The organism is Streptococcus mitis, from assembly GCF_000960005.1.
Taxonomy (GTDB): Bacteria; Bacillota; Bacilli; order Lactobacillales; family Streptococcaceae; genus Streptococcus; species Streptococcus mitis_CK.
The window spans coordinates 1,208,663-1,228,021 of the sequence record NZ_JYGP01000002.1; the positions used below are offsets into that span (position 1 = coordinate 1,208,663).

A 19,359-nucleotide genomic window follows, 5' to 3' on the forward strand; every position below is an offset into this window, starting at 1 on the left:
TTTTTCCTCTTACTTGTGAATTTTTCTGGCCACGCGCAACTTGGCAGAGTGCGAGCGGTTATTGGCTTCTAATTCTTCTGCACTTGGCAAGATTGGCTTACGGGACACCAATTCCATCTTGGGCTTGAGATCATCTGGGATGAAAGGCAAGCCTTTTGGAACTTCAACCGTTGAAGCTTCCTTGAACAATTGCTTGGTCAAGCGGTCTTCTAGTGAATGGAAGGTAATCACTGAGATTCTACCATCTAGAGCCAACATCTCCATAGCCTGCTGGATAGATTCATCTGCCGCCCCCAGTTCATCATTGACTTCAATTCGAATAGCCTGGAAAATCTGCTTGGCAGGATGGCCCTTCTTCTTGAGCTCCTTGGCAGGTTTGGCCGACTTGATAATTTCTGCTAACTCAGTCGTTGTCTCGATTGGCTTGACTTCACGTGCTTGTTCAATCTTACGCGCAATCTGTTTAGAGAATTTATCCTCGCCATACTTAAAGAAAATACGAACCAAGTCATGATAGTCGTAGTGATTCACCACTTCATAGGCTGTCAGACTAGCATCCTGATTCATGCGCATGTCCAGTGGCGCATCCTTTTTATAAGAAAAACCACGCTCTCGCTGGTCTAGCTGAGGACTAGACACTCCCAAGTCATAACAAATTCCATCAATTTCCTGAACACCAGCTTCGTGCAAACGTGTCTGTAAATGACGGAAGTTATCCTTGATAAAGGTCACCATTCCCTTTTCAATGTAAGGTGCCAAACGTTTTTGCGCATTGTCAATGGCATTCTGGTCCTGATCAAAGGCATAGAGATGGCCTTTTTCACTTAATTTACTTAATAAATATTCGCTATGGCCCGCTCCACCCAAAGTCGCATCAACGTAGATACCGTCAGGCTTTACGTCGAGCATATCAATCGTTTCGTGGAGTAAGACCGTTACATGATGAAATTCTTTTGTCATATCTTATCTATTTTACCACAAATCTGACTAGCTTGCACTAGTCAGACAAATAGGCCAAAAACAAGTAAGATTTCTTTAAGAAATATGTCAAATATGCTTGACATCTACTCCATAGAAGAATATAATATAGTCAAATATATACGACACAAATCAGAAAGGAGTCCAGATGAATCGTGTGAAAGAATTTCGCAAGGAACTGGGCATTTCCCAGCTCGAACTCGCCAAGGATATCGGTGTCTCGAGACAAACCATCAATATGATTGAGAACGACAAGTACAATCCAACTCTGGAACTCTGTCTCAATCTCGCCCGCAGCCTCCAAACTGACCTAAACAGTCTCTTTTGGGAGGATAATTTTTAAAAAAGGAGCCAACTCATGAAAAAAGAAACCTTTACTGAAAAACTGATCAAACGCACATACGGCATTTCTGAGCCCCTTGACGAATACAAGCGGCGCGAGGCCGATCGTATCGGTAACCAAGTCTTTATCATCCTCTTTTATCTGATGATTTTCGGAAATCTTATTCCACTCGTTCTAGCCTATAAATTTCCTCAACTAGTGGCTCTGGTCTATCCTCCTCTGATTTTAGTGATTGCCCTCATCGTTGCTAGCTATCTCACCTACCAAATGCAAAAAACAGGGATTACAACTATTGAACCAGATATGCTGAGTAAGAAAGAAAGCAAGCAACTACACTACCCTGGTCTGAAAGCAGGTTTGTTCTTTGGTCTATGGATGTTTTTTATAACTCCTCTTCTCCATATACTCATAGGTGAAGGTCCGGACTATTTTCATTCTCTTCTCACTATAAGAAATGGTGTATCAAGCATTCTCGGTTCTATCTTCTTCGGAGCGAGCATACAGTTCCTCATCTCCCGTCGCATTGAAAAAGCTAAAAAAGAGCAAGATGAGGATTAGGAGGTGCCCTATGAAATCACTAGTAACTTTACTATTCAGTCATATTTTTGTCAGCATCTTTATTACCTTCGTCCTGTTTTCTGGACATATTACGCGTCCTTTCTTGATCATTTTCCTTTTATTTCTTCCTTTGCTGAACAAGGGACAAATACTTCAGAAAATCCAATCCAAAAAAATACGCCTTCTAAACGTATCTCTCTGTTTTATTCTCGTATCCTTCCCACAATTTTTAAGGAGTCCTGCAGATTGGAGATACCTAGTATTTCTAACAACCTGTATCATTTTTAGCTTGATTTACTTCTATACTTTCTATCAACTCGTTAAAGAAGTCAATCAAAAACCACTCATTTAGGAGGTTACTAGCATGAAAAAAGAAGACTTAACCACTCGCCTACTTCGAAATCTCTTTCACATTCAGGGCCCTTTTGATGAATGCCGACAAGAGATTATCTACAAAGCTTGTGCCCGTTCTATGGTTCAAATCGTTTATTCTTCCTTCTTTCTCTTCTTGTTTTATCTGTTATTTGGACGCTTCATAGAAGTGGTTCGCTATGCTATGCCCTATGTTTACTCTGGACTCATTTTTTTCATTACTTTAAAAACCCAAAGAGCCGTCCAAGAGCTTCATCTTGAAAAGGATGACAAATCAGAAATCATCCTCAAGACCTACAGCAAAGCCCAAATCAAATTCCGAAGCTGGATTGTGTTTATCGGTATTCAGATCGGCTTCTTTACCTTACTCATCTTTCATAAAGTCTTCGTTCAGCAGATGTCCTTTTCAGATTTTGGGAAGTTGCTCATGCAATTCGATAAAAGTGGTCCTTTCCTAATGTATGGCCTGATTATCGGTAGCATTTTTGGAACTCTGACCTACGGATTTCTATCCCTACAGGAGGAGAAACCTCCTAAAAATACCAAACAGAAGGAGAAAAGCAAGCAATGACTTCACTATACGATTTTTCAGTCTTGAACCAAGACAAGCAAGAAACTTCACTAAATGCCTATCGTGGTAAAGTTCTCTTGATTGTCAACACTGCTACCGGATGTGGGTTAACCCCCCAGTACAAAGGGCTGCAAGAACTCTATGATCACTATCAAGATCAGGGGTTTGAAATCTTGGATTTCCCTTGCAATCAGTTTATGGGACAAGCACCAGGCAGCGCAGAGGAAATCAACACCTTCTGTAGCCTACATTATCAGACCACCTTCCCACGTTTTGCCAAGATCAAGGTCAACGGTAAGGAAGCAGATCCTCTCTATGTTTGGTTGAAAGAACAAAAATCTGGCCCACTGGGAAAACGAGTCGAATGGAATTTCGCTAAGTTTCTCATTGGTCGTGATGGGCAGGTCTTTGAACGCTTCTCTTCCAAAACAGACCCAAAACAAATTGAAGAGGCGATACAAAACCTACTATAATTCACAATCTCACTATGATTAGGTTTCCTTTAGCCTGATGAATAGTGAGATTTTTTGATGGGCTTTGACTTAAATAGAAAAACACCCCATGATATGAACCATGAAGTGTTGTAAAAATGATACATTCATAGCAGACAAGCCACTACTGACTGCTATTCTTGACTCCTGAGTATGTATAGGTCCGATTTCTAGGACACGCTTTTTCCGTTACCACCCTAAAATAAAAGCGATGCTTCCGTCCATCCTTGGCATTTTCCTTGTTTAAGACAAAGTAGTTTTTCTGATTCATCGCCATGGTTCGTAGGATGTCATCAATCAAGAAAGTCAAGGGTACGTTCATGGCAGAGTATTTTTGAAAATCCTCTTCAAAATGAATATAGTTATCTGAAAAATAATCCATCTGCAGTTTGTTTTCATACAGCTCTTTTCTAGTCATAAACTCCCTCCTCCCACAGTCGAATTTCGAGGATATCTGCAACCTCTATCAACCTATATCCCTCGTTTGTCCTAATAGATAGAGTCTGATGTGATAACTCCCTCACCTCACCGATGATAGCCGCCTTCTGCCTCTTTTCCTTAACCACAAAGAATCCCTTTAGCTGGCTAATATAAAGCTGAGAAAGTAAATGTAGTTTCTCAACTGGATCCAAATCTATCGAAAAATCAACACGGCTTTTTTCTTCACTGAGCGAACTGGTGTGTTCTGAGAGGTAAAATCCCATCCACTTCTGCATACCTGGATCTTGATAATCTCGCGCAGATTGAAAAGGTAAATAAGAACGATCAATCATTTTAATCCATCTAATCCTCCAGCAGAATGTCCCCCAATCAGCTTGCTTCTAGCAAGACTCCTAGAGGCTTCTTCCAGTGCATTGGCCTTTAAGAGAGAAGTGAAACCAAATTGTTCCCGAATGGAGTCAATAGCCGTCTGGAGCCTTTCTTCTTTTTCTAACTTGTCAACATCATCAAAGAGAGATATCAAACCAAAGGACTCGTCTACAAAGCCTGAATAGTTTACACCGACACTTCTGACTGCTCCAGAAGTGTATTTGTTATGAAATAATTTCAAAACATAATTCGTTAAGACAGCTGTATTATTGGTCGGTTCGACCTTCATTTGTGTGTGAATAGACGACCTGACTTCCTGTTTAGAGAAACCGACATAGATAGAGACAAGGGTTGTTTTCTTTCCAGACCTTCTCAGTCTAATAGCCACCTGCTCCGCCATTTCTCGGAGAATAATTTCAATATCCCGTAGCTTCACGTAGTCTCTCGGCAAGATTTGAGAATTCCCCAAGCCCTTGGATTTGGCTTTATAGGGCTTATGAACATTGCTCTCATCAATCCCGTTGGCATGAAACCACAAACGCAGACCAGCCTGACCCAGAGCTTTCTTTAGCTGGTCGGGATTGCTGGTTGCCAATTCCTTGATGGAAAAAATTCCCAGAGCATGCAAGCGTTTCTCCATCCGCCTGCCAATCCCCCAAAAATCCGTCATCTTAGGGATTGCCCAGACCTTCTCTTCCACATCCTGGTAAGACCAGTTGGCCCTCATGGTCGGAGTGTGCTTAGCCTCATTATCCAGAGCCAACTTGGCCAGTAAAGGATTGGCATTTGACATACCTACTGTAGAGTAGATTCCTGTCTGCCTCCAAATATCCCTCTGAATACGAGCAGATAGCAAATCCAGCTTGTCTTTGCGAGAGAGACTCTTATCTGGGATGAAATAGTTGAGCGAACTAGTCAGGTCAATAAAGCCCTCATCGATAGAGTAGGGATAAATATCATCTGGACTGCCATAGTTTTGAAAGATTCGCTGAATTTCCATATTGACTGCGATGTACTCATCCATTCTAGGTGGCACAATCAAGGTCACTTGAGCCCAATCTTCGATGTAGCGAACATAGTCCGAGTCAGTCGGTAGCCCTTGCTTTCTAGCATTATAGTAGGAAAATTTGCGGGTCTTGATATCAAAGGGCAAATCATAGGCTCGACCAACATTTGACTTGCCAAAAATCTTCTTAAACAGGGGAGAGGAGGCTAGGATAAGACCAGTTGAATTATCCGCACGACTCATGACACAAAGCGAGGTTTTCAGCGGATGTAAGCCCCTTTTCACGCACTCAACACTGGCATAAAAGGATTTTATATCGACAAATGCAATGTCACTTTTGGGCTCTCTAGAATAATCAAAGTAGCCCATTGGCTAGCCCTCCATCGGCACAAAGTTCCCAACGATAATCCCCACAATCCGAGGATCTTCCTCATAGGAGATGAAAATATCCTTATATTTAGGATTGATAGAGACCAGACGCAATCCATTCTCCTCTCGATAGACCCGTTTGATATAGGTCTGGTTGTTGCAAACCACTGCATAAACCGCTCCATCATAGTCAAATCCTGTCTCTCGAATCAGAGCTACTGAACCATTTTGGTATTTAGGTTCCATGGAGTCCCCAGACACCCATGACGCAAAATCATGAGCCAACTCCTCATTAAAGTAAACCGTATCAAAATTCTGATCATCATAGACCGAAGCCCCAATCCCTGCTGACATGCGTTCATAAACACGGTACTCGTAGAAGCGCTCTGGCATAGCTGTCACTTTTTGAGCTTGCTCCTCTTGAGATAGGTTACGAGCATAGAGAACAACCTTCTCCTGCCCTTGCTTGGAGAGGCTATGGTAGAGACGGACAATCTCGATCTGAGTAAAATATCCTTTGGGTACTTTTAAAATGTTCTCTAGCTGGACTACCTTCTCCTTGGACGGTTCCTTGACTCCACGTTCCCAAGCTGAGTAAGCCTGGAAACTAATCCCAAGTTGCTCTGCAATTTCCCTCTGTGTCAGTTTTAACTCTTTCCTCCGAGCCTTTAATTTTTCTGGCTGATACATACTTCACCTCCTATTATGATGATTTAATGGACATTATCTCCCTTAGAAAGACTAATCGATGCTTGAATCCATATTTTTAAAACTCAACCAATTTGGTTTAGTTTTATTATATAAAAAAAGTAGACAAATGTCCACTAGGAAAAGCAGAAACATCGTGAGTTTTATACTCAATGAAAATCAAAGAGCAAACTAGGAAACTAGCCGCAGGCTGTACTTGAGTACGGCAAGGCGACGTTGACGCGGTTTGAATTTGATTTTCGAAGAGTATTAATCAAACTAAAAGGACCTAGCCCTATACAATACAGAACTAAATCCTTTGAATAAATAATTGATCTAGCTTTTAAAATCCCTACAGAAATTCCAGTTTTTCTCTATTTGATACCGGACATTAGTTTTTCAATACGTGGAACGTAGAAGAATAAGATAATACTGAATACAATCGTAATTCCTCCAACAATTCCATAGTAAGCGACTTCAGTTTCGCTTGTATAAAATTTTACAATTTGAGCATTGATAGCTTGAGCAGCAGCATTACTCAAGAACCAGATAGACATCATTTGTGCTTGGAAGGATTTTGGTGCTAGCTTAGTAGTGACTGATAGACCAATAGGCGAAATCAACATTTCCCCCACAATCACAATAGCCCAACTCATAATCAACCAGAAAGGACTGACCTTAACATCTGTCCCAAAGAGCATCCCTGGTAACATCATCCACAAGAAGGATAAACCTGCTGCTAATAAACCGTAAGCAAATTTCTTAGAAGAGGATGGTTGCTTTTTACCCATTTCCCCCCACAACCATGCAAAAATCGGCACATAAATCATAATGAAAAGTGGATTGATACTTTGAAAAAAGCTAGATGGGAAATGAATTTGATTCCCAAATACATTAAAGTAGAGTCGAGTTTGATCATCCGCAAATAGAGCGAGAACAACAGAACCCTGCTCCTCAATAGACCAGAAGAGGACTCCAGCGATAAATAGAGGAATATAGGCAAATACTCGGGATCTCTCAGTAGCAGTTATTTTCTGACTAGATAAAATTTTGAAGAAATAGTAGATTGGAATGATTACCGCAATTATTGTAAAGATATTAACAATCATATCCACGTTAAACTGGTGAGTAAAGACTAAACCTATAACCACCAGAACAACCATGACAAGTGTAATCAGCAAGCGTTTAATCAAGGTCTGCTGGTCCTTCTGTGAAAGTGGATCAGTAGGGTAAAGACTTGATTCAGGCAGGTATTTCTTCCCATCTAAAACATACTTCACCAAACCAAAGAACATCCCAATGGCAGCTAATGAGAAACCTAGATGGAAATTGACTTCCTGACCTAGATACCCCACTAGATAAGGGGCAACGAAGGCACCTAAGTTAATACCAAAGACAAAGATACTAAAACCTGCATCCCGTCTATCATCCTCTTTCTCATAAATTCCCCCAACCATATCTGAGATATTGGGTTTTAAAAATCCAGTACCAAAGATAATCAAGGCAATAGAGAGATAGAGAGCTATTTGTCCAAAAGGTGTTGCCAAAGCAATATGCCCTAGCATAATCAAAATCCCACCGTAAAAGACAGTCTTACGACTTCCTAAAATACGGTCACTGACAAAACCACCGATAACCGAGGACAAAAATACCAGCGAGCCATAAATCGCCATGACCGATGCAGCTGTGGTCTTATCCATTCCCAATCCACCATCTTGCACACTATAGTACATATAGTAAAGTAGGATAGCTCGCATCCCATAGTAAGAAAAGCGCTCCCACATTTCTGTGAAGAAGAGGGTAGACAAGCCAATAGGATGTCCAAAAAAGGTTTTCTGTTTTTCTATATATATTCTCCTTAAACGATATAATAATTCATTTTACAGAATTTTCAAACAAATGTCAAACAAATTCTGTTTCTTTTAGAAAATTTTCAGAAAAGCTCAAACGTCTCATACTTATACTCAATGAAAATCAAAAAGCAAACTAGGAAGCTAGCCGCAAGCTGTACTTGAGTACGGTAAGGCGACGCTGACGTGGTTTGAATTTGATTTTCGAAGAGTATTAATTCCGCCATAAAAATCCATTTCAGACTAGCTTCCACTTCGGTCAGACAAGTGGAAGTTAGTTTGAAAAATTACCTTTAAAAATTTGCTCTTGTTTAGTTTAAAAATGTTTCAAACCTTGAAACATACTTATCCTTTCCTCTTCAGTAAACAAAAAACATCCCTATGCCAAACTTGTAATTACTAAAATACAAGCCAATAAGCATAGAGATGTAAAACTATTACACATTAAAAAATAAATAATTAGCAATTAAAGAATAGAAATTGTGTACGAAATGTCTCAATTAGTTTTCGCTAGTAAATATCATTTCCAACAAACGCCCTCTCAATTCCTTATCCTGATGATGCAAGATATTCATTAACTCATGAGAATTTTTGGCATTGATGAATTGATTTAACAATCTATCTTTTAATTCATATGGGAGAGAAGCCGTCTTTAGTAGTCTAAAAACTTCATCATTTAAAGATAATGTTTTATTATCTTTACATTCAAATCTAGCTGTATCATTCTTATTTGGCAATTCAATTATAGACACATTCGTTCCTTTAAAATGAATTCTATGTTTTCTATTGCTTGGAACGATACTAGAATCTCCTTGTAATGTTAACTCTACCATCCCCATTTCCCAGTCGATTGATAATCTTGTTTTATATCTTTGACCATTTTGATCTTCAATCATTTCAAAAGAATGTTGTTTTCCTGGGAATACATACCAATCTACAACTTCAGGTAAATCAACACCCATATCTATCTCAGAACCAACCAAGGGAATGATGGCACCACTTTTTGCAAACACAGGTATAGTCGAGATGTCTCTATAAACACTTAACTTCACACCACCTGTATATTTTTTCTCTGAAAAGAAGTCATACCATTCACCTTCAGGGAACCATACATCCACTTTTGCAGATTGGAATGCCAAATCCATCTTTTCTACAATGGGAGCCACCATCAGTTCTGTTCCAAAAAAGTATTGATTTGGAACATTATAACTCTCATCATTCTCTGGGTAGAAATAATACATTGGGCTGATTAATGGGGCACCTTCCTCGTGTGTCTTTACATTCATAGTGTATAGATATGGAATCATCTGATGTCTCAAACGAAGGTATTTCTTCATAATCTTAGATGTTGTTTCTGAAAAAAACCAAGGTTCTTTACTATTAAAGGGACTTCTAGAACTATGTAACCGAGTTATCGGACTAAAAACGCCAAACTGTAGCCATCTAGTTTGTAGCTCTTCGTCATAATCCCCCAGCATGTGCCCACCGATATCATGACTCCACCAACTATAACCGATATTAGATGCTGTCGCTGTAAAATAAGGTTGAAATCTTAAGGAATTCCAACTAATAATAGTGTCCCCTGAAAAACCAACAGGGTAGCGGTGACTACCAGGACCTGCATACCTTGATAAAATTAAGCCACCTTCTGCATTTTTACAACTATCCTGATAATGATAATGGTTTAAAAGCCATAGTGGATCCAACATGCCTTGTGTCCCTTGTTGCCAGTCAATCCACCAAAAATCTACTCCCTGCTTTTCTAGTTCATAATGAACATCTTTAAAGTAGGATTCCCTAAAAGAGGGATTAAAAAAATCAAAAATGGCAGGTTCTTCTAATTCTACATTTAACCCTAATCGTTTGGCAACTCGAGGATAAGCTTCTTCATAAGCCCGTATACCATCAGCAGGATGGACATTTAAGGAGAGTTTTAACTTTCTATCATGAAGTTGTTGCAATAACTGTTCTGGATTAGGTATTAAGTTTCTATTCCAACTATATCCTGTCCAGCCACTTCCAAAACGAGCTGGAATGTCAGTTATATGCCAATCCATATCTAACACACCGATAGATAATGGAATTTTCTCTGTTTCAAATCTGTCTATTAAATTCAAGTATTCATCCGACGTATAAGGCCAATATCTACTCCACCAATTGCCTAAAGCATATCGTGGCAACAAGGGTGTTGAGCCAGTCAAATGGTAAAAGTCTCTGATTGCTCCTCTATAATCATGCCCATAGGCAAAGAAATAGAGGTCAATTTGATTTTCTCTCTCAATATAACCAGACTGTTCATCCCAAATAAATCCTTTAGAATCATTCAACAAGGCAATACCATTTCGACTAATAATTCCATCTTCTAATGGGATTGCTCCATCTGCCTTATCCAGAGTCCGAGCTGTTCCTTTTAACGTTTCAATAGATTCACCAAAATACCAGCGACTACCATATACGGCAAAATTTCCTTTTAATTCTATAAATAAATTTTCGGCGTTAAATTCTCCTTTATTAAAGTGCAAATGAAAATAGTCCGTCATAATATCTAGTACGTTTGATGTCTCGATATAATCTAACGAAACTTGGCCAAAATCTCTATTATAGATAAGTTGTGTCGTTCTATCCTCAAAACTTCCAGTTTGAGAGTATTCTAGCCTTACTAGCTTGTCTGTTAATACAGAGATTCGATAAAACTCTCCCTTAAAAATTTTCAATTTGTTTTCCTCCTTTTAGTAAATTTCTTTACCTTATCAAACATTTTATTTGTTATCGTTACATTCATCAATCCGCAAAAAGCAAATCCCCCAAATGTAAATACGTAAATAGCTGTTAAAACTCGTTCTGGACTACTAAAACTCATATACAGTACAGAAATATTAAATAAAACCAACATGATAGCTTGTATTGGATTTAAAATACAAATTAATACGCTATTTACAATACTATTTTTTAGATTATCTTTAAATAAACCAATATAGGGAAAAATAACACTCATCAAAAGTATTATAACAAATAAAAAGGGCAACACTAACAATAAACTATACTCTGAAAATAAACTTGAATAGCCCCAAAGACAATAGTTCACATATAAAAGTAATTCTATTAGGAGGATAAACAACCAAATAAAAGTTGATTGTTTAAAATTTTGTCTAAAGATCCGAAAATAATGATAAGCAATATCGGTATCTTTACCTTTTAAAATACGATACCACATTGTCGTAAGAGAAGTTAGTGATGCTCCAATTGTAACTATTGGAATACAACTAACAATAAATAGAGTATTTAAAATAATTAAATCTGTCAAAAAAGTTAAAATTCTAACCACTTTTCCATCTAATGAAAATAATTTTTGCATAATATATTCTCCATAAAATCAATCGTCTTAACTCTATATTTTAGAATGTCAGTTGCACAAAAATATTACCTAAATTATTTAAAAAACATTTCCAAATTTCTTTAAAAATTAGAATAAAGGAAGCGAGATAATTTGATGTTATCAGTCTCGCTTCCTGTAATTAGCTAGTCCCTTGTTTATACAACCAAGAGTTCATATAAAGTATTACTCTTTTACTTCTTTTTGGTAACGATTATATGCTTCCTGTTGAATCTTCATAAATTCGTCCAATCCCATATTCTTAAGAGTTTCTTTGTATGAGTCCCATTCTTTTTCTATGCCGCCTTCAACTACCCATTTAGATGCTTGTTGTTTGACATAAGATTCAATACTCACATAGATTGATGATAATTTGTTAAGTTCTTCTTGTGAATAAATCACATTAGGGTAAGCTGGCAACGCAAATTGTTTCAAATCTTGGTCCATCTTCAATTTCAATCCATCACCTTGTGTTTGATCGATTTCTACGCGACTATTGATATCATCGCTTACGTATTTAGGACCAAAATCTCGAAGTGAATTAATCCATGCCCATTCATCAGCTGATTTACCATCTTTAGGAGGTAACACTTTAAACTTATCACCATTCTTTTCAGTAGCTATTCCAAATGATCCATAGAAATTCTGAATACTTGCTTCATCTGTATATAATTTATCCAACCATTTCAATAATTTAGCAGGGTTTTTGCTCTTATTTGTAATCAAAATTTCATTTCGACCATAGTTGTAATGATCTGGATCAGAAAAGACATATTGTTTTCCATCCATACCTTTTAAAGCAGGTAGGGCAATATACTCACTTGAATGTAATCCAAACGTTGCATCTGCTGTCCAACCACTAGAAACACCTACTCTAGATACTCCCTTATCCATACGTTTTGCTACACTCATAGAGGTATCTTCTGTAAAGATTTCCGGATCAATCAAACCTTTTTTATAAGATTCGTGCATTGCTGCAATCCCTTGTTTATAACTTTCCTCTGTACGAAGGTAGACTGGTTTTCCATCTTTTACAGACATTTCATATGTATTATCTGCCCCTAAACGATTATTGAACGGAAGAATATATGAGAATGTTGGATCAAAGTTTCCTGCTCCGAATGGAATTTCATCAGAAGCGTCTCCATTTCCGTTCGCATCTTTATCCTTAAATTCTTGTAGTACTTTTACTAAATCATCATAAGTTTCTGGAACCTTTAATCCTAAATTATCCAGCCACTTTTTATTAATAAATAGCTGATTAGCTACAGTAGGACGCATCGGTAATTTTTTAGGTAGACTGTAGATATGACCATCTGGTGAAGTAATCATAGCTTTAATCTTAGGTTCTTTCTCCATAGCCTTAGTTAAATTTGGCATGTTTTCCTTGATTAAATCTTCCAATGGAATAAACAAAGATTGGTTCTGAGCAATTTCTGAATCTGTAAAAGCATTTGAACCTAAAAATGCATCTGGTAAATCTCCACTAGCAACCAACACAGATTTCTTATCTGCCCAATCTGCAGCTACAAGTGTATCCCATTTAACATCGATACCTGCTTCTTTGGCAGAATCAGTTAGAAAACCTTTATGATAATCTTCCCCCCAGTCAGACCAACGAACAGTTGTGATTTTATAAGAATCTTCTCCAGACTTATCATCCTTATTCGCATTATTAGAATTTGCACAGGCTGTTAAGCCAGCAAGTGTAACTGTTCCTAAGAACAAATATGTAAATGATTTATTTTTCATGTTTTTCTCCTATTCTTTTAAGGCGCCAATCATTACGCCTTGATTAAAATATTTTTGAACAAAGGGATATAGCAACATTATCGGAGCGGTTGAAATAACAATTGCTGCATATTTCATCATATCGGCTTTGATACGAAGATCTGATGCCACTTCTCCTGTTGCTTGCGATTGTAACATTTGATTACTAATTAGTAAACGTCGTAAAATTAATTGCAATGGTTGTAAATTTTCATTCGTTAAATAAATTAAAGCATTAAACCACGAATTCCAAATACCAACTGCAGTCCAAAGTCCAATAACTGCTATAATAGCTTTTGATAAAGGAACGACTATCTTAATAAAATAACGAATTGTACCACATCCATCAATTTGCGCAGCCTCCCACATCCCGTCTGGAATACTATTATTAAAGAAAGTTCTAGCAACAATAATATTGTATGATGAAACTGCAAAAGGTATTACCATTACCCAAAATGTATCAATCAAGCCTACATTCTTTACTGTTAAGTAGGTAGGAATCAAGCCACCTGATACGAACATAGGGATTATGTATAGAATACTCATCCATTTTCTACCAACTAATTCTTTTCTAGATAAAGCATAACCAGCTGGAATATTGACTACTAAAGCAACTAAGGTCCCAACAACAGTATATAAAATGGTATTTAAATAGCTACGCAAAAATAAAGGTTGTTGAATAAGACGTAAATATCCATCTAATTTCCATTCTCTTGGAATAAACCATACCTTCCCGTTTGCAACATCTGAAGGATTACTAAAAGATGCAATCACTACAAACCATAACGGATAAACAATTAACAGGATAAGGAAAATTGCTAAACCATAGGTAACTATATCAAATAATAATTCAGAGTTCGTTTTTCTTGATTTATGAAACCATTTCACCTTAAGCACTCCTTCCTTTAAAAAAGACCCGTTCTGGTATATCTTTTTGAGAACCAGTTAACAGATAACAAAATTATTAGATTAACTACCGTGTTAAATAACCCTATAGCTGTCGAATAACTATACTGAAAGTTCACCATACCAACTTTATAAACATAGGTCGAAATTATCTCACTTCCTGCTAAATTAAGAGGATTCTGTAGTAGTAACACTTTCTCAAAACCTACACTTAATAAACTACCTGCTCTTAATATTAATAGAATCATAGCAGTAGGCAAAAGCAATGGTAATTCTATATGCCGAATTTTTTGTAACCTAGAGGCACCATCCATAGTTGCAGCCTCATAATATGTAGGATCAATTGCAGAAAGCGCTGCTAGATAAATAATACTATCCCAACCAATATGTTGCCATACATCGCTCCAAACATAAACACCTGCAAAATGACTAGGTTTTGATAAAAGATCTGGAATAGTAATTCCAACAGACTTAAATACATTCGCTAACAAACCACTAGTAGGAGATAAAAATAAGATAATCATCCCACACATAACCATTGTAGAGATAAAATGGGGTAAGTAGGTTGTCACTTGAAATATTTTTCTAAATTTCCCAACTCTTAACTGATTACTGATTATAGCTAGTATAATAGGTAAGGGGAATCCTACTACAATACTATAAAGTGAAATTTTTAATGTATTGAACATAGTTGTCCCGAATTGGAATGATGAGAAAAATTGAGTAAAGTACTTAAATCCTACCCACTGACTAGCAAAGATACCATTGGCTGGTGAATAGTCTTTAAATGCAATAATTAGTCCCAACATGGGAATATAGGAAAATAAAATTAATAGCAATATTGAAGGAAAAAGTAATATATATAACGGAATACTATGCTTTAATTTTATTTTATGAAGTTGAGATGCTACTTTCATGTTTTTCCTCCCATCTGATTTTCTACGATTATTTTACACCATATAGAATTCCCTTAATAGAACTTTTTGGACTAGGTTTATCAATTTTTCAGTTTTTTAATTTTAAAAACTATTACTTTTCCGACATCTTGATAAAACATATCTGTTTTGTTACATGATATCATATTTTCAAAGTGCTATAATTTTAGTAGGAGAATAGTATATGAAATTAAATCACGACTTATCAAAAAAACATTCCATTCATTTTTTCTTTAAACTCCTACTTGTACTACTATTGATAAATATTTTAATCAATATTGCTATGAGTAACATAACCAGAAATTTTATTAAAAACCAAAATATAGTACACTTACGTAGTTCAATTGAAATTTATGCTGACTCTGTTAATGAGAAATTGCATTCTGTAGAACGCTTTATGTACTCAACAATAACGCATAATGAATCTTTAGAGAAATTAAATCATGTACAAACGTTTCTTGAGTATCAAGAAAATCTTAAAAAAGTTCAAACTAGCTTTACAGAGTTTGAATATCAAAATGAAACTCATATGACATTCTTATTAGAAACCGATAGTACTAATCATTTTATAAATGTCTCCAATCTTTATATTCCATATGAAGATTATCTACTGCTAAAATCAAATCTAAAATCATTGCGTAGTGATATAAGTGACCGTAAATGGAAAAATGTAACTACTAAAAATAGCGAATACTTAGTTAAATCTGTTCATTACGAAGGAAAAATCATTTATGCCGTCATATCTTCAGAAGATATCCTAAAACCTCTAAGAAAACTCAATATTGGAAATAATGGTAAACTTTCTCTAAAAGAGCCTAACAATATACCCTCCGAAAACTACCTGATTCATGCTCAAAATGAAAAAACGCATTTACCTTTCGATATTTATGTTTTAGTCGATTATGCCGAAGTCTTTAGAAATATCACACTCTTAGAAGTATTTTTATCAGCTGTTCCTATCATTATCACCATTTTATCAATCATCATTATCCTGTATATTCGTCAATGGATGATTAAACCAATAACAAGACTCACTGAACGACTCTCTCAACTTGGGGACTCCATCCCCCCTTCTGAATTTTTTATATCTGAAGGTATACTAGAAATTGATAAGGCAAATGATAAACTTAATAAAGTAATATTTGATATGCAAGAATTAAAAATACGAGAATACCATTCACAACTAGAACTTAAGAAGATTGAACTTAATTATCTTAAGAACCAAATTCGTCCGCATTTCTACTTAAATATGTTATCAATGATTCATAGTATGCTTCAAACAAAAAACTACAAGGAAATTGAAGAATTAACTATCCTAACTTCAAATTATCTCCGTCATTTATTTATGGCTAATCAAGATTTTTCAGAACTTAAAGATGAAGTTCAGCATATTAAAGATTATTTAGAAATACAACGAATTCGATATGGAAATAGTATCTACTTTTCACTAGACTACAATGATGACCTACAAAATACTCTTGTTCCATCGTTACTGTTACAAACGTTTATTGAAAACACAATCAAACACGGTTTTTCATTTCAGGATTTATTTACAATTTTACTATCGATAAAAAAAGTAAAAACTGAGAACTCAGATTATATTCAGATTTGTATCGAAGATAATGGTCCAGGTTTCTCTGAAGAAATTTTATCAAAACTAAATCAGAAACAGTCTCTAATAACAGAAGATGGGCATCATATTGGGATAACGAACACCATCGAACGTTTAAATCTTCTCTATCCCAACGACTATACTATTACATTTGAAAATAATGAAGAAGGTGGGGCTAAAATTCTTTTACTTATTCCATACAAAATTATAGACGGAGGTTATAATGAACATCTTATTAGTTGATGACGATCGTTTTATCATTGAAGCTTTACGAGAGAAAATAAATTGGGCTAAACTACACATTGACATTGTTTATGTTGCCTATAGCCTCACTCAAGCTCAAAATATTATTAGAGAGCATCCTATTGATCTCATGATAAGTGATATAGAAATGCCTCAAGGTAGCGGTCTCGAACTCTTATCGTGGATTAGAAATGAAAAATATGATATAAAAACAATTTTTTTAACCAATTACGCCGACTTCAACTATGCTCAAAAAGCAATTGAATTACAAAGCTTCGAATACTATCTAAAACCCATTAACTTTGAAAAATTAGAATTTATTATTCAAAAAGCCATTAGTAAAATTGAGAATCATAACTCAAACGGAAAAAATGATGCACTTTTACAAATAGAAGATAACTTCTGGTATGATTACCTTAGAAAACCTCAAATTTCTCGCATTGATGAGCTAGAAAATATAGCAAGCAAACAAGATTTTATTCTTCAAAAACACCAGTATTTTTTTCTTGCAGTTTTAACAATCAATCTTAATGAAGAAGATTATTCTGCAGAAACTCCATCATGGACTTCTCAACTAAAAAGAGAACTTCAAAGAATTTCACAACCTTCTTATAAGCTGATAAGTCTATTCAAGATGGAAAGCCAGGTTGATCAATATGTTTGTCTCTTTAGAGTAGACTCATCCAAACGTAGTGACAAATTGGCATATGAGATTCATTCTCAAATTTCTAATAACTTTAGTAAATACTCAAATATTATATATAAGAGTTGCCATAAAATATCAGATATTTTATTTCATACCAAAGATCTCTACACTTATAATGAACAGTATGTCTCTTATTGGAATACTATTATATGTGTTCCACATAGTTTTCCAACTTCCTTTAAAACAGAAACTCTTTCAATTACTTTTTTAGATAGCTTAAGTGAATACGAATTAAGAGAAAAAATTAATTCACTTGCTAATAATTCTCAAATTCCTACTTTCACACTACAACAAATTTTACTAGATTGGACTCAACAAATAGGAATATATCTAGATCAAAATGGAATTTCAGCACATAAATTATTCCAAAATAGCACTCATGATTTCCTATTCCAACGACGCTTTCATTCAATTGAATCATTTCAGGATTACTTTGATTATTACTGGTCACATGCTAAGAAATTTGCAACAAACCTTGAAAACCAAAAAAATAGTATTCAACGCATCGTCGAATACATAGATCATCACTACTATGAAGATATAAATCGTTCTATATTAGCAGATATGGTTTATCTCAGTGCAGATCATTTAGCTAGAATTTTTAAAAAAGAAACTGGAGAAACTCTTGTTAAATATATAACGGATAAGCGCATTAATGCTGCTAAATCTCTCCTATCTCAAACAAATATCTCGATATCACAAGTGTCTTGTCAAGTAGGGTATGATAATTATTCTTACTTTACTAAAATTTTTAAACAAAGAACTGGACTTTCTCCTGGAGATTACCGTAAAACTTATCAAAACAAAATGTAAGCAATCTAAATCATGGAAATGATAAGTAAAATTCAAGGTCTGTAGTAATTTTTGAAATTCTACAGTTTTTCCAAAGATAACTCCATAAACTTATTTGAAATTGTTGATAAGGTAACTTCTTAAAAAGTCAGTTTGAGAAAAACATACAGTAAATATTTCTAGGATAAAACGTATACTATCAAGCTTTTACTGAACTGCACCCCAAAAGTTAGACAGAAAAAATCTAACTTTTGGGGTGCAGTTCAAAGAAACCTGATAATATGCGTTTTATTATGGAAATATTTCCTATTTTCTCTATTTCTAATGACTTACTTCAGCTTCTTACCTCTTGGAAAGAGCAACAAAAATATGAACTGGCAAAGTTTGGCATCATCAGTAATCCAGAACAATTTGTTTTTACATATATCGACACAAAAGGAAACATCAATAAGCCTTTACATGCTGACTATCTAAACAACAAAATGAAAAGTATTAGAAAGCGACATAAAGAGCTGACACATGCTACACCTCATAAACTACGGCATACAGGAGCAACACTTGCTAAACAAGCAGGAATGAGCTTAGAAGCCATTTCTGAAGCACTAACGCATAGCGATACATGCACAACTCAAATTTATGTCAACACCTCTAATGTAGTTCCTATGGCAGTTGTGGAATTTGCTTTAAAGTCTCTAAAACAATAAGGTAAAAATAAGGTAAACTTTCGAGTGATTTGAAACGTTGATAGTATAGTATTGATTAACGTTTTGAGGCAACTGACTTTGTCAGGTTGCAGCCACATTTGTAAGCGACTAAAGTCGCAACAACTGTATCAATTGCACCAATTTAGCAAGAAAGTACAAAAAAGAACACCCCGAAAGGTGCTCTTTGTAAGTATAGTAATTCTTTCGAATTAACGTTTACTAAATTGTGATGCTTTACGAGCTTTCTTAAGACCTGGTTTGGAAAGTATAGATTTCAGTTGGG

At 35.7% G+C, this 19,359-nt stretch carries 19 protein-coding genes; 8 read left to right on the forward strand and 11 right to left on the reverse strand.

The window, feature by feature from the left end; genetic code table 11:
• Nucleotides 1-9: 9 nt before the first annotated feature.
• Nucleotides 10-960: a 16S rRNA (cytosine(1402)-N(4))-methyltransferase RsmH gene (gene rsmH, locus TZ90_RS07160; protein ID WP_000159419.1), complete on the reverse strand. Its 951-nt coding sequence runs from the start codon at nucleotides 958-960 to the stop codon at nucleotides 10-12.
• 166 nt (nucleotides 961-1,126) lie between these two features.
• On the opposite strand from rsmH, the gene TZ90_RS07165 reads away from it, so the two are divergent.
• The 5 genes from TZ90_RS07165 to TZ90_RS07185 are packed head-to-tail and all read left to right on the forward strand — an operon-like array spanning nucleotide 1,127 to nucleotide 3,295.
• Nucleotides 1,127-1,321 carry a helix-turn-helix transcriptional regulator gene (locus tag TZ90_RS07165; RefSeq protein WP_001082471.1) on the forward strand — a complete coding sequence of 65 codons (195 nt, stop codon included), beginning with the start codon at nucleotides 1,127-1,129 and terminating at the stop codon, nucleotides 1,319-1,321.
• Between the two features lie 15 nt (nucleotides 1,322-1,336).
• The gene (locus TZ90_RS07170; RefSeq protein ID WP_000712355.1) at nucleotides 1,337-1,879 is read left to right on the forward strand and encodes a DUF3278 domain-containing protein; all 543 of its coding nucleotides are present in this window, start codon (nucleotides 1,337-1,339) and stop codon (nucleotides 1,877-1,879) included.
• Between the two features lie 10 nt (nucleotides 1,880-1,889).
• Nucleotides 1,890-2,231, forward strand: coding sequence for a hypothetical protein (locus tag TZ90_RS10550; protein WP_000839376.1), 342 nt, complete (start codon nucleotides 1,890-1,892; stop codon nucleotides 2,229-2,231).
• A 12-nt stretch (nucleotides 2,232-2,243) separates the two neighbouring features.
• Nucleotides 2,244-2,822 carry a DUF3278 domain-containing protein gene (locus TZ90_RS07180; protein WP_000711244.1) on the forward strand — a complete coding sequence of 193 codons (579 nt, stop codon included), beginning with the start codon at nucleotides 2,244-2,246 and terminating at the stop codon, nucleotides 2,820-2,822.
• Entirely contained in the window at nucleotides 2,819-3,295 is a 477-nt protein-coding gene (locus tag TZ90_RS07185; RefSeq protein ID WP_045612268.1) for a glutathione peroxidase, read from the forward strand. The genes TZ90_RS07180 and TZ90_RS07185 overlap by 4 nt, the downstream gene beginning before the upstream one ends.
• A gap of 142 nt (nucleotides 3,296-3,437) precedes the next feature.
• Here the strand turns inward: TZ90_RS07185 and TZ90_RS07190 are convergent, their stop codons facing one another.
• The 10 genes from TZ90_RS07190 to TZ90_RS07235 form a co-directional block, all read right to left on the reverse strand.
• A complete protein-coding gene (locus TZ90_RS07190) occupies nucleotides 3,438-3,731 on the reverse strand; it encodes a DUF5960 family protein (protein WP_045612269.1) in 294 nt (97 codons plus the stop codon).
• Nucleotides 3,724-4,086, reverse strand: coding sequence for a hypothetical protein (locus TZ90_RS07195; protein WP_045612270.1), 363 nt, complete (start codon nucleotides 4,084-4,086; stop codon nucleotides 3,724-3,726). The genes TZ90_RS07190 and TZ90_RS07195 overlap by 8 nt, the downstream gene beginning before the upstream one ends.
• The gene (locus TZ90_RS07200; protein WP_045612271.1) at nucleotides 4,083-5,498 is read right to left on the reverse strand and encodes a Y-family DNA polymerase; all 1,416 of its coding nucleotides are present in this window, start codon (nucleotides 5,496-5,498) and stop codon (nucleotides 4,083-4,085) included. The genes TZ90_RS07195 and TZ90_RS07200 overlap by 4 nt, the downstream gene beginning before the upstream one ends.
• A 3-nt stretch (nucleotides 5,499-5,501) precedes the next feature.
• Nucleotides 5,502-6,188 (reverse strand): XRE family transcriptional regulator, encoded by a 687-nt coding sequence (locus tag TZ90_RS07205; protein WP_000284677.1) that lies wholly within the window; start codon nucleotides 6,186-6,188, stop codon nucleotides 5,502-5,504.
• A 371-nt stretch (nucleotides 6,189-6,559) separates the two neighbouring features.
• On the reverse strand, nucleotides 6,560-7,969 hold the full coding sequence (locus tag TZ90_RS07210) for a peptide MFS transporter (RefSeq protein WP_000264063.1): 1,410 nt from the start codon (nucleotides 7,967-7,969) through the stop codon (nucleotides 6,560-6,562).
• 566 nt (nucleotides 7,970-8,535) lie between these two features.
• Complete coding sequence (locus TZ90_RS07215) at nucleotides 8,536-10,749, reverse strand: glycoside hydrolase family 31 protein (protein ID WP_045612272.1); 2,214 nt, start codon at nucleotides 10,747-10,749, stop codon at nucleotides 8,536-8,538.
• The gene (locus tag TZ90_RS07220; protein ID WP_045612273.1) at nucleotides 10,746-11,390 is read right to left on the reverse strand and encodes a DUF624 domain-containing protein; all 645 of its coding nucleotides are present in this window, start codon (nucleotides 11,388-11,390) and stop codon (nucleotides 10,746-10,748) included. The genes TZ90_RS07215 and TZ90_RS07220 overlap by 4 nt, the downstream gene beginning before the upstream one ends.
• A gap of 204 nt (nucleotides 11,391-11,594) precedes the next feature.
• Complete coding sequence (locus TZ90_RS07225; protein WP_000792259.1) at nucleotides 11,595-13,160, reverse strand: type 2 periplasmic-binding domain-containing protein; 1,566 nt, start codon at nucleotides 13,158-13,160, stop codon at nucleotides 11,595-11,597.
• Between the two features lie 9 nt (nucleotides 13,161-13,169).
• Complete coding sequence (locus TZ90_RS07230) at nucleotides 13,170-14,066, reverse strand: carbohydrate ABC transporter permease (protein WP_000870790.1); 897 nt, start codon at nucleotides 14,064-14,066, stop codon at nucleotides 13,170-13,172.
• A 17-nt stretch (nucleotides 14,067-14,083) separates the two neighbouring features.
• Nucleotides 14,084-15,001 (reverse strand): ABC transporter permease, encoded by a 918-nt coding sequence (locus TZ90_RS07235; RefSeq protein WP_000861543.1) that lies wholly within the window; start codon nucleotides 14,999-15,001, stop codon nucleotides 14,084-14,086.
• 202 nt (nucleotides 15,002-15,203) lie between these two features.
• Here TZ90_RS07235 and TZ90_RS07240 point away from each other — a divergent pair, with 202 nt between their 5' ends.
• The 3 genes from TZ90_RS07240 (at nucleotide 15,204) to TZ90_RS07250 (ending at nucleotide 19,076) form a co-directional block, all read left to right on the forward strand.
• The gene (locus TZ90_RS07240) at nucleotides 15,204-16,874 is read left to right on the forward strand and encodes a sensor histidine kinase (RefSeq protein WP_045612274.1); all 1,671 of its coding nucleotides are present in this window, start codon (nucleotides 15,204-15,206) and stop codon (nucleotides 16,872-16,874) included.
• Nucleotides 16,855-18,393: a response regulator transcription factor gene (locus tag TZ90_RS07245; RefSeq protein ID WP_045612276.1), complete on the forward strand. Its 1,539-nt coding sequence runs from the start codon at nucleotides 16,855-16,857 to the stop codon at nucleotides 18,391-18,393. The genes TZ90_RS07240 and TZ90_RS07245 overlap by 20 nt, the downstream gene beginning before the upstream one ends.
• Nucleotides 18,394-18,653: 260 nt before the next feature.
• The gene (locus TZ90_RS07250; RefSeq protein ID WP_045612277.1) at nucleotides 18,654-19,076 is read left to right on the forward strand and encodes a site-specific integrase; all 423 of its coding nucleotides are present in this window, start codon (nucleotides 18,654-18,656) and stop codon (nucleotides 19,074-19,076) included.
• The last annotated feature ends 283 nt before the right edge of the window (nucleotides 19,077-19,359 follow it).

Coding starts and splice junctions, on each gene's coding strand:
- rsmH (WP_000159419.1), bottom strand. CDS start 960: ATGACAAAAGAATTTCATCATGTAACGGTCTTACTCCACGAAACGATT.
- TZ90_RS07165 (WP_001082471.1), top strand. CDS start 1,127: ATGAATCGTGTGAAAGAATTTCGCAAGGAACTGGGCATTTCCCAGCTC.
- TZ90_RS07170 (WP_000712355.1), top strand. CDS start 1,337: ATGAAAAAAGAAACCTTTACTGAAAAACTGATCAAACGCACATACGGC.
- TZ90_RS10550 (WP_000839376.1), top strand. CDS start 1,890: ATGAAATCACTAGTAACTTTACTATTCAGTCATATTTTTGTCAGCATC.
- TZ90_RS07180 (WP_000711244.1), top strand. CDS start 2,244: ATGAAAAAAGAAGACTTAACCACTCGCCTACTTCGAAATCTCTTTCAC.
- TZ90_RS07185 (WP_045612268.1), top strand. CDS start 2,819: ATGACTTCACTATACGATTTTTCAGTCTTGAACCAAGACAAGCAAGAA.
- TZ90_RS07190 (WP_045612269.1), bottom strand. CDS start 3,731: ATGACTAGAAAAGAGCTGTATGAAAACAAACTGCAGATGGATTATTTT.
- TZ90_RS07195 (WP_045612270.1), bottom strand. CDS start 4,086: ATGATTGATCGTTCTTATTTACCTTTTCAATCTGCGCGAGATTATCAA.
- TZ90_RS07200 (WP_045612271.1), bottom strand. CDS start 5,498: ATGGGCTACTTTGATTATTCTAGAGAGCCCAAAAGTGACATTGCATTT.
- TZ90_RS07205 (WP_000284677.1), bottom strand. CDS start 6,188: ATGTATCAGCCAGAAAAATTAAAGGCTCGGAGGAAAGAGTTAAAACTG.
- TZ90_RS07210 (WP_000264063.1), bottom strand. CDS start 7,969: ATGTGGGAGCGCTTTTCTTACTATGGGATGCGAGCTATCCTACTTTAC.
- TZ90_RS07220 (WP_045612273.1), bottom strand. CDS start 11,390: ATGCAAAAATTATTTTCATTAGATGGAAAAGTGGTTAGAATTTTAACT.
- TZ90_RS07225 (WP_000792259.1), bottom strand. CDS start 13,160: ATGAAAAATAAATCATTTACATATTTGTTCTTAGGAACAGTTACACTT.
- TZ90_RS07235 (WP_000861543.1), bottom strand. CDS start 15,001: ATGAAAGTAGCATCTCAACTTCATAAAATAAAATTAAAGCATAGTATT.
- TZ90_RS07240 (WP_045612274.1), top strand. CDS start 15,204: ATGAAATTAAATCACGACTTATCAAAAAAACATTCCATTCATTTTTTC.
- TZ90_RS07245 (WP_045612276.1), top strand. CDS start 16,855: ATGAACATCTTATTAGTTGATGACGATCGTTTTATCATTGAAGCTTTA.
- TZ90_RS07250 (WP_045612277.1), top strand. CDS start 18,654: ATGCGTTTTATTATGGAAATATTTCCTATTTTCTCTATTTCTAATGAC.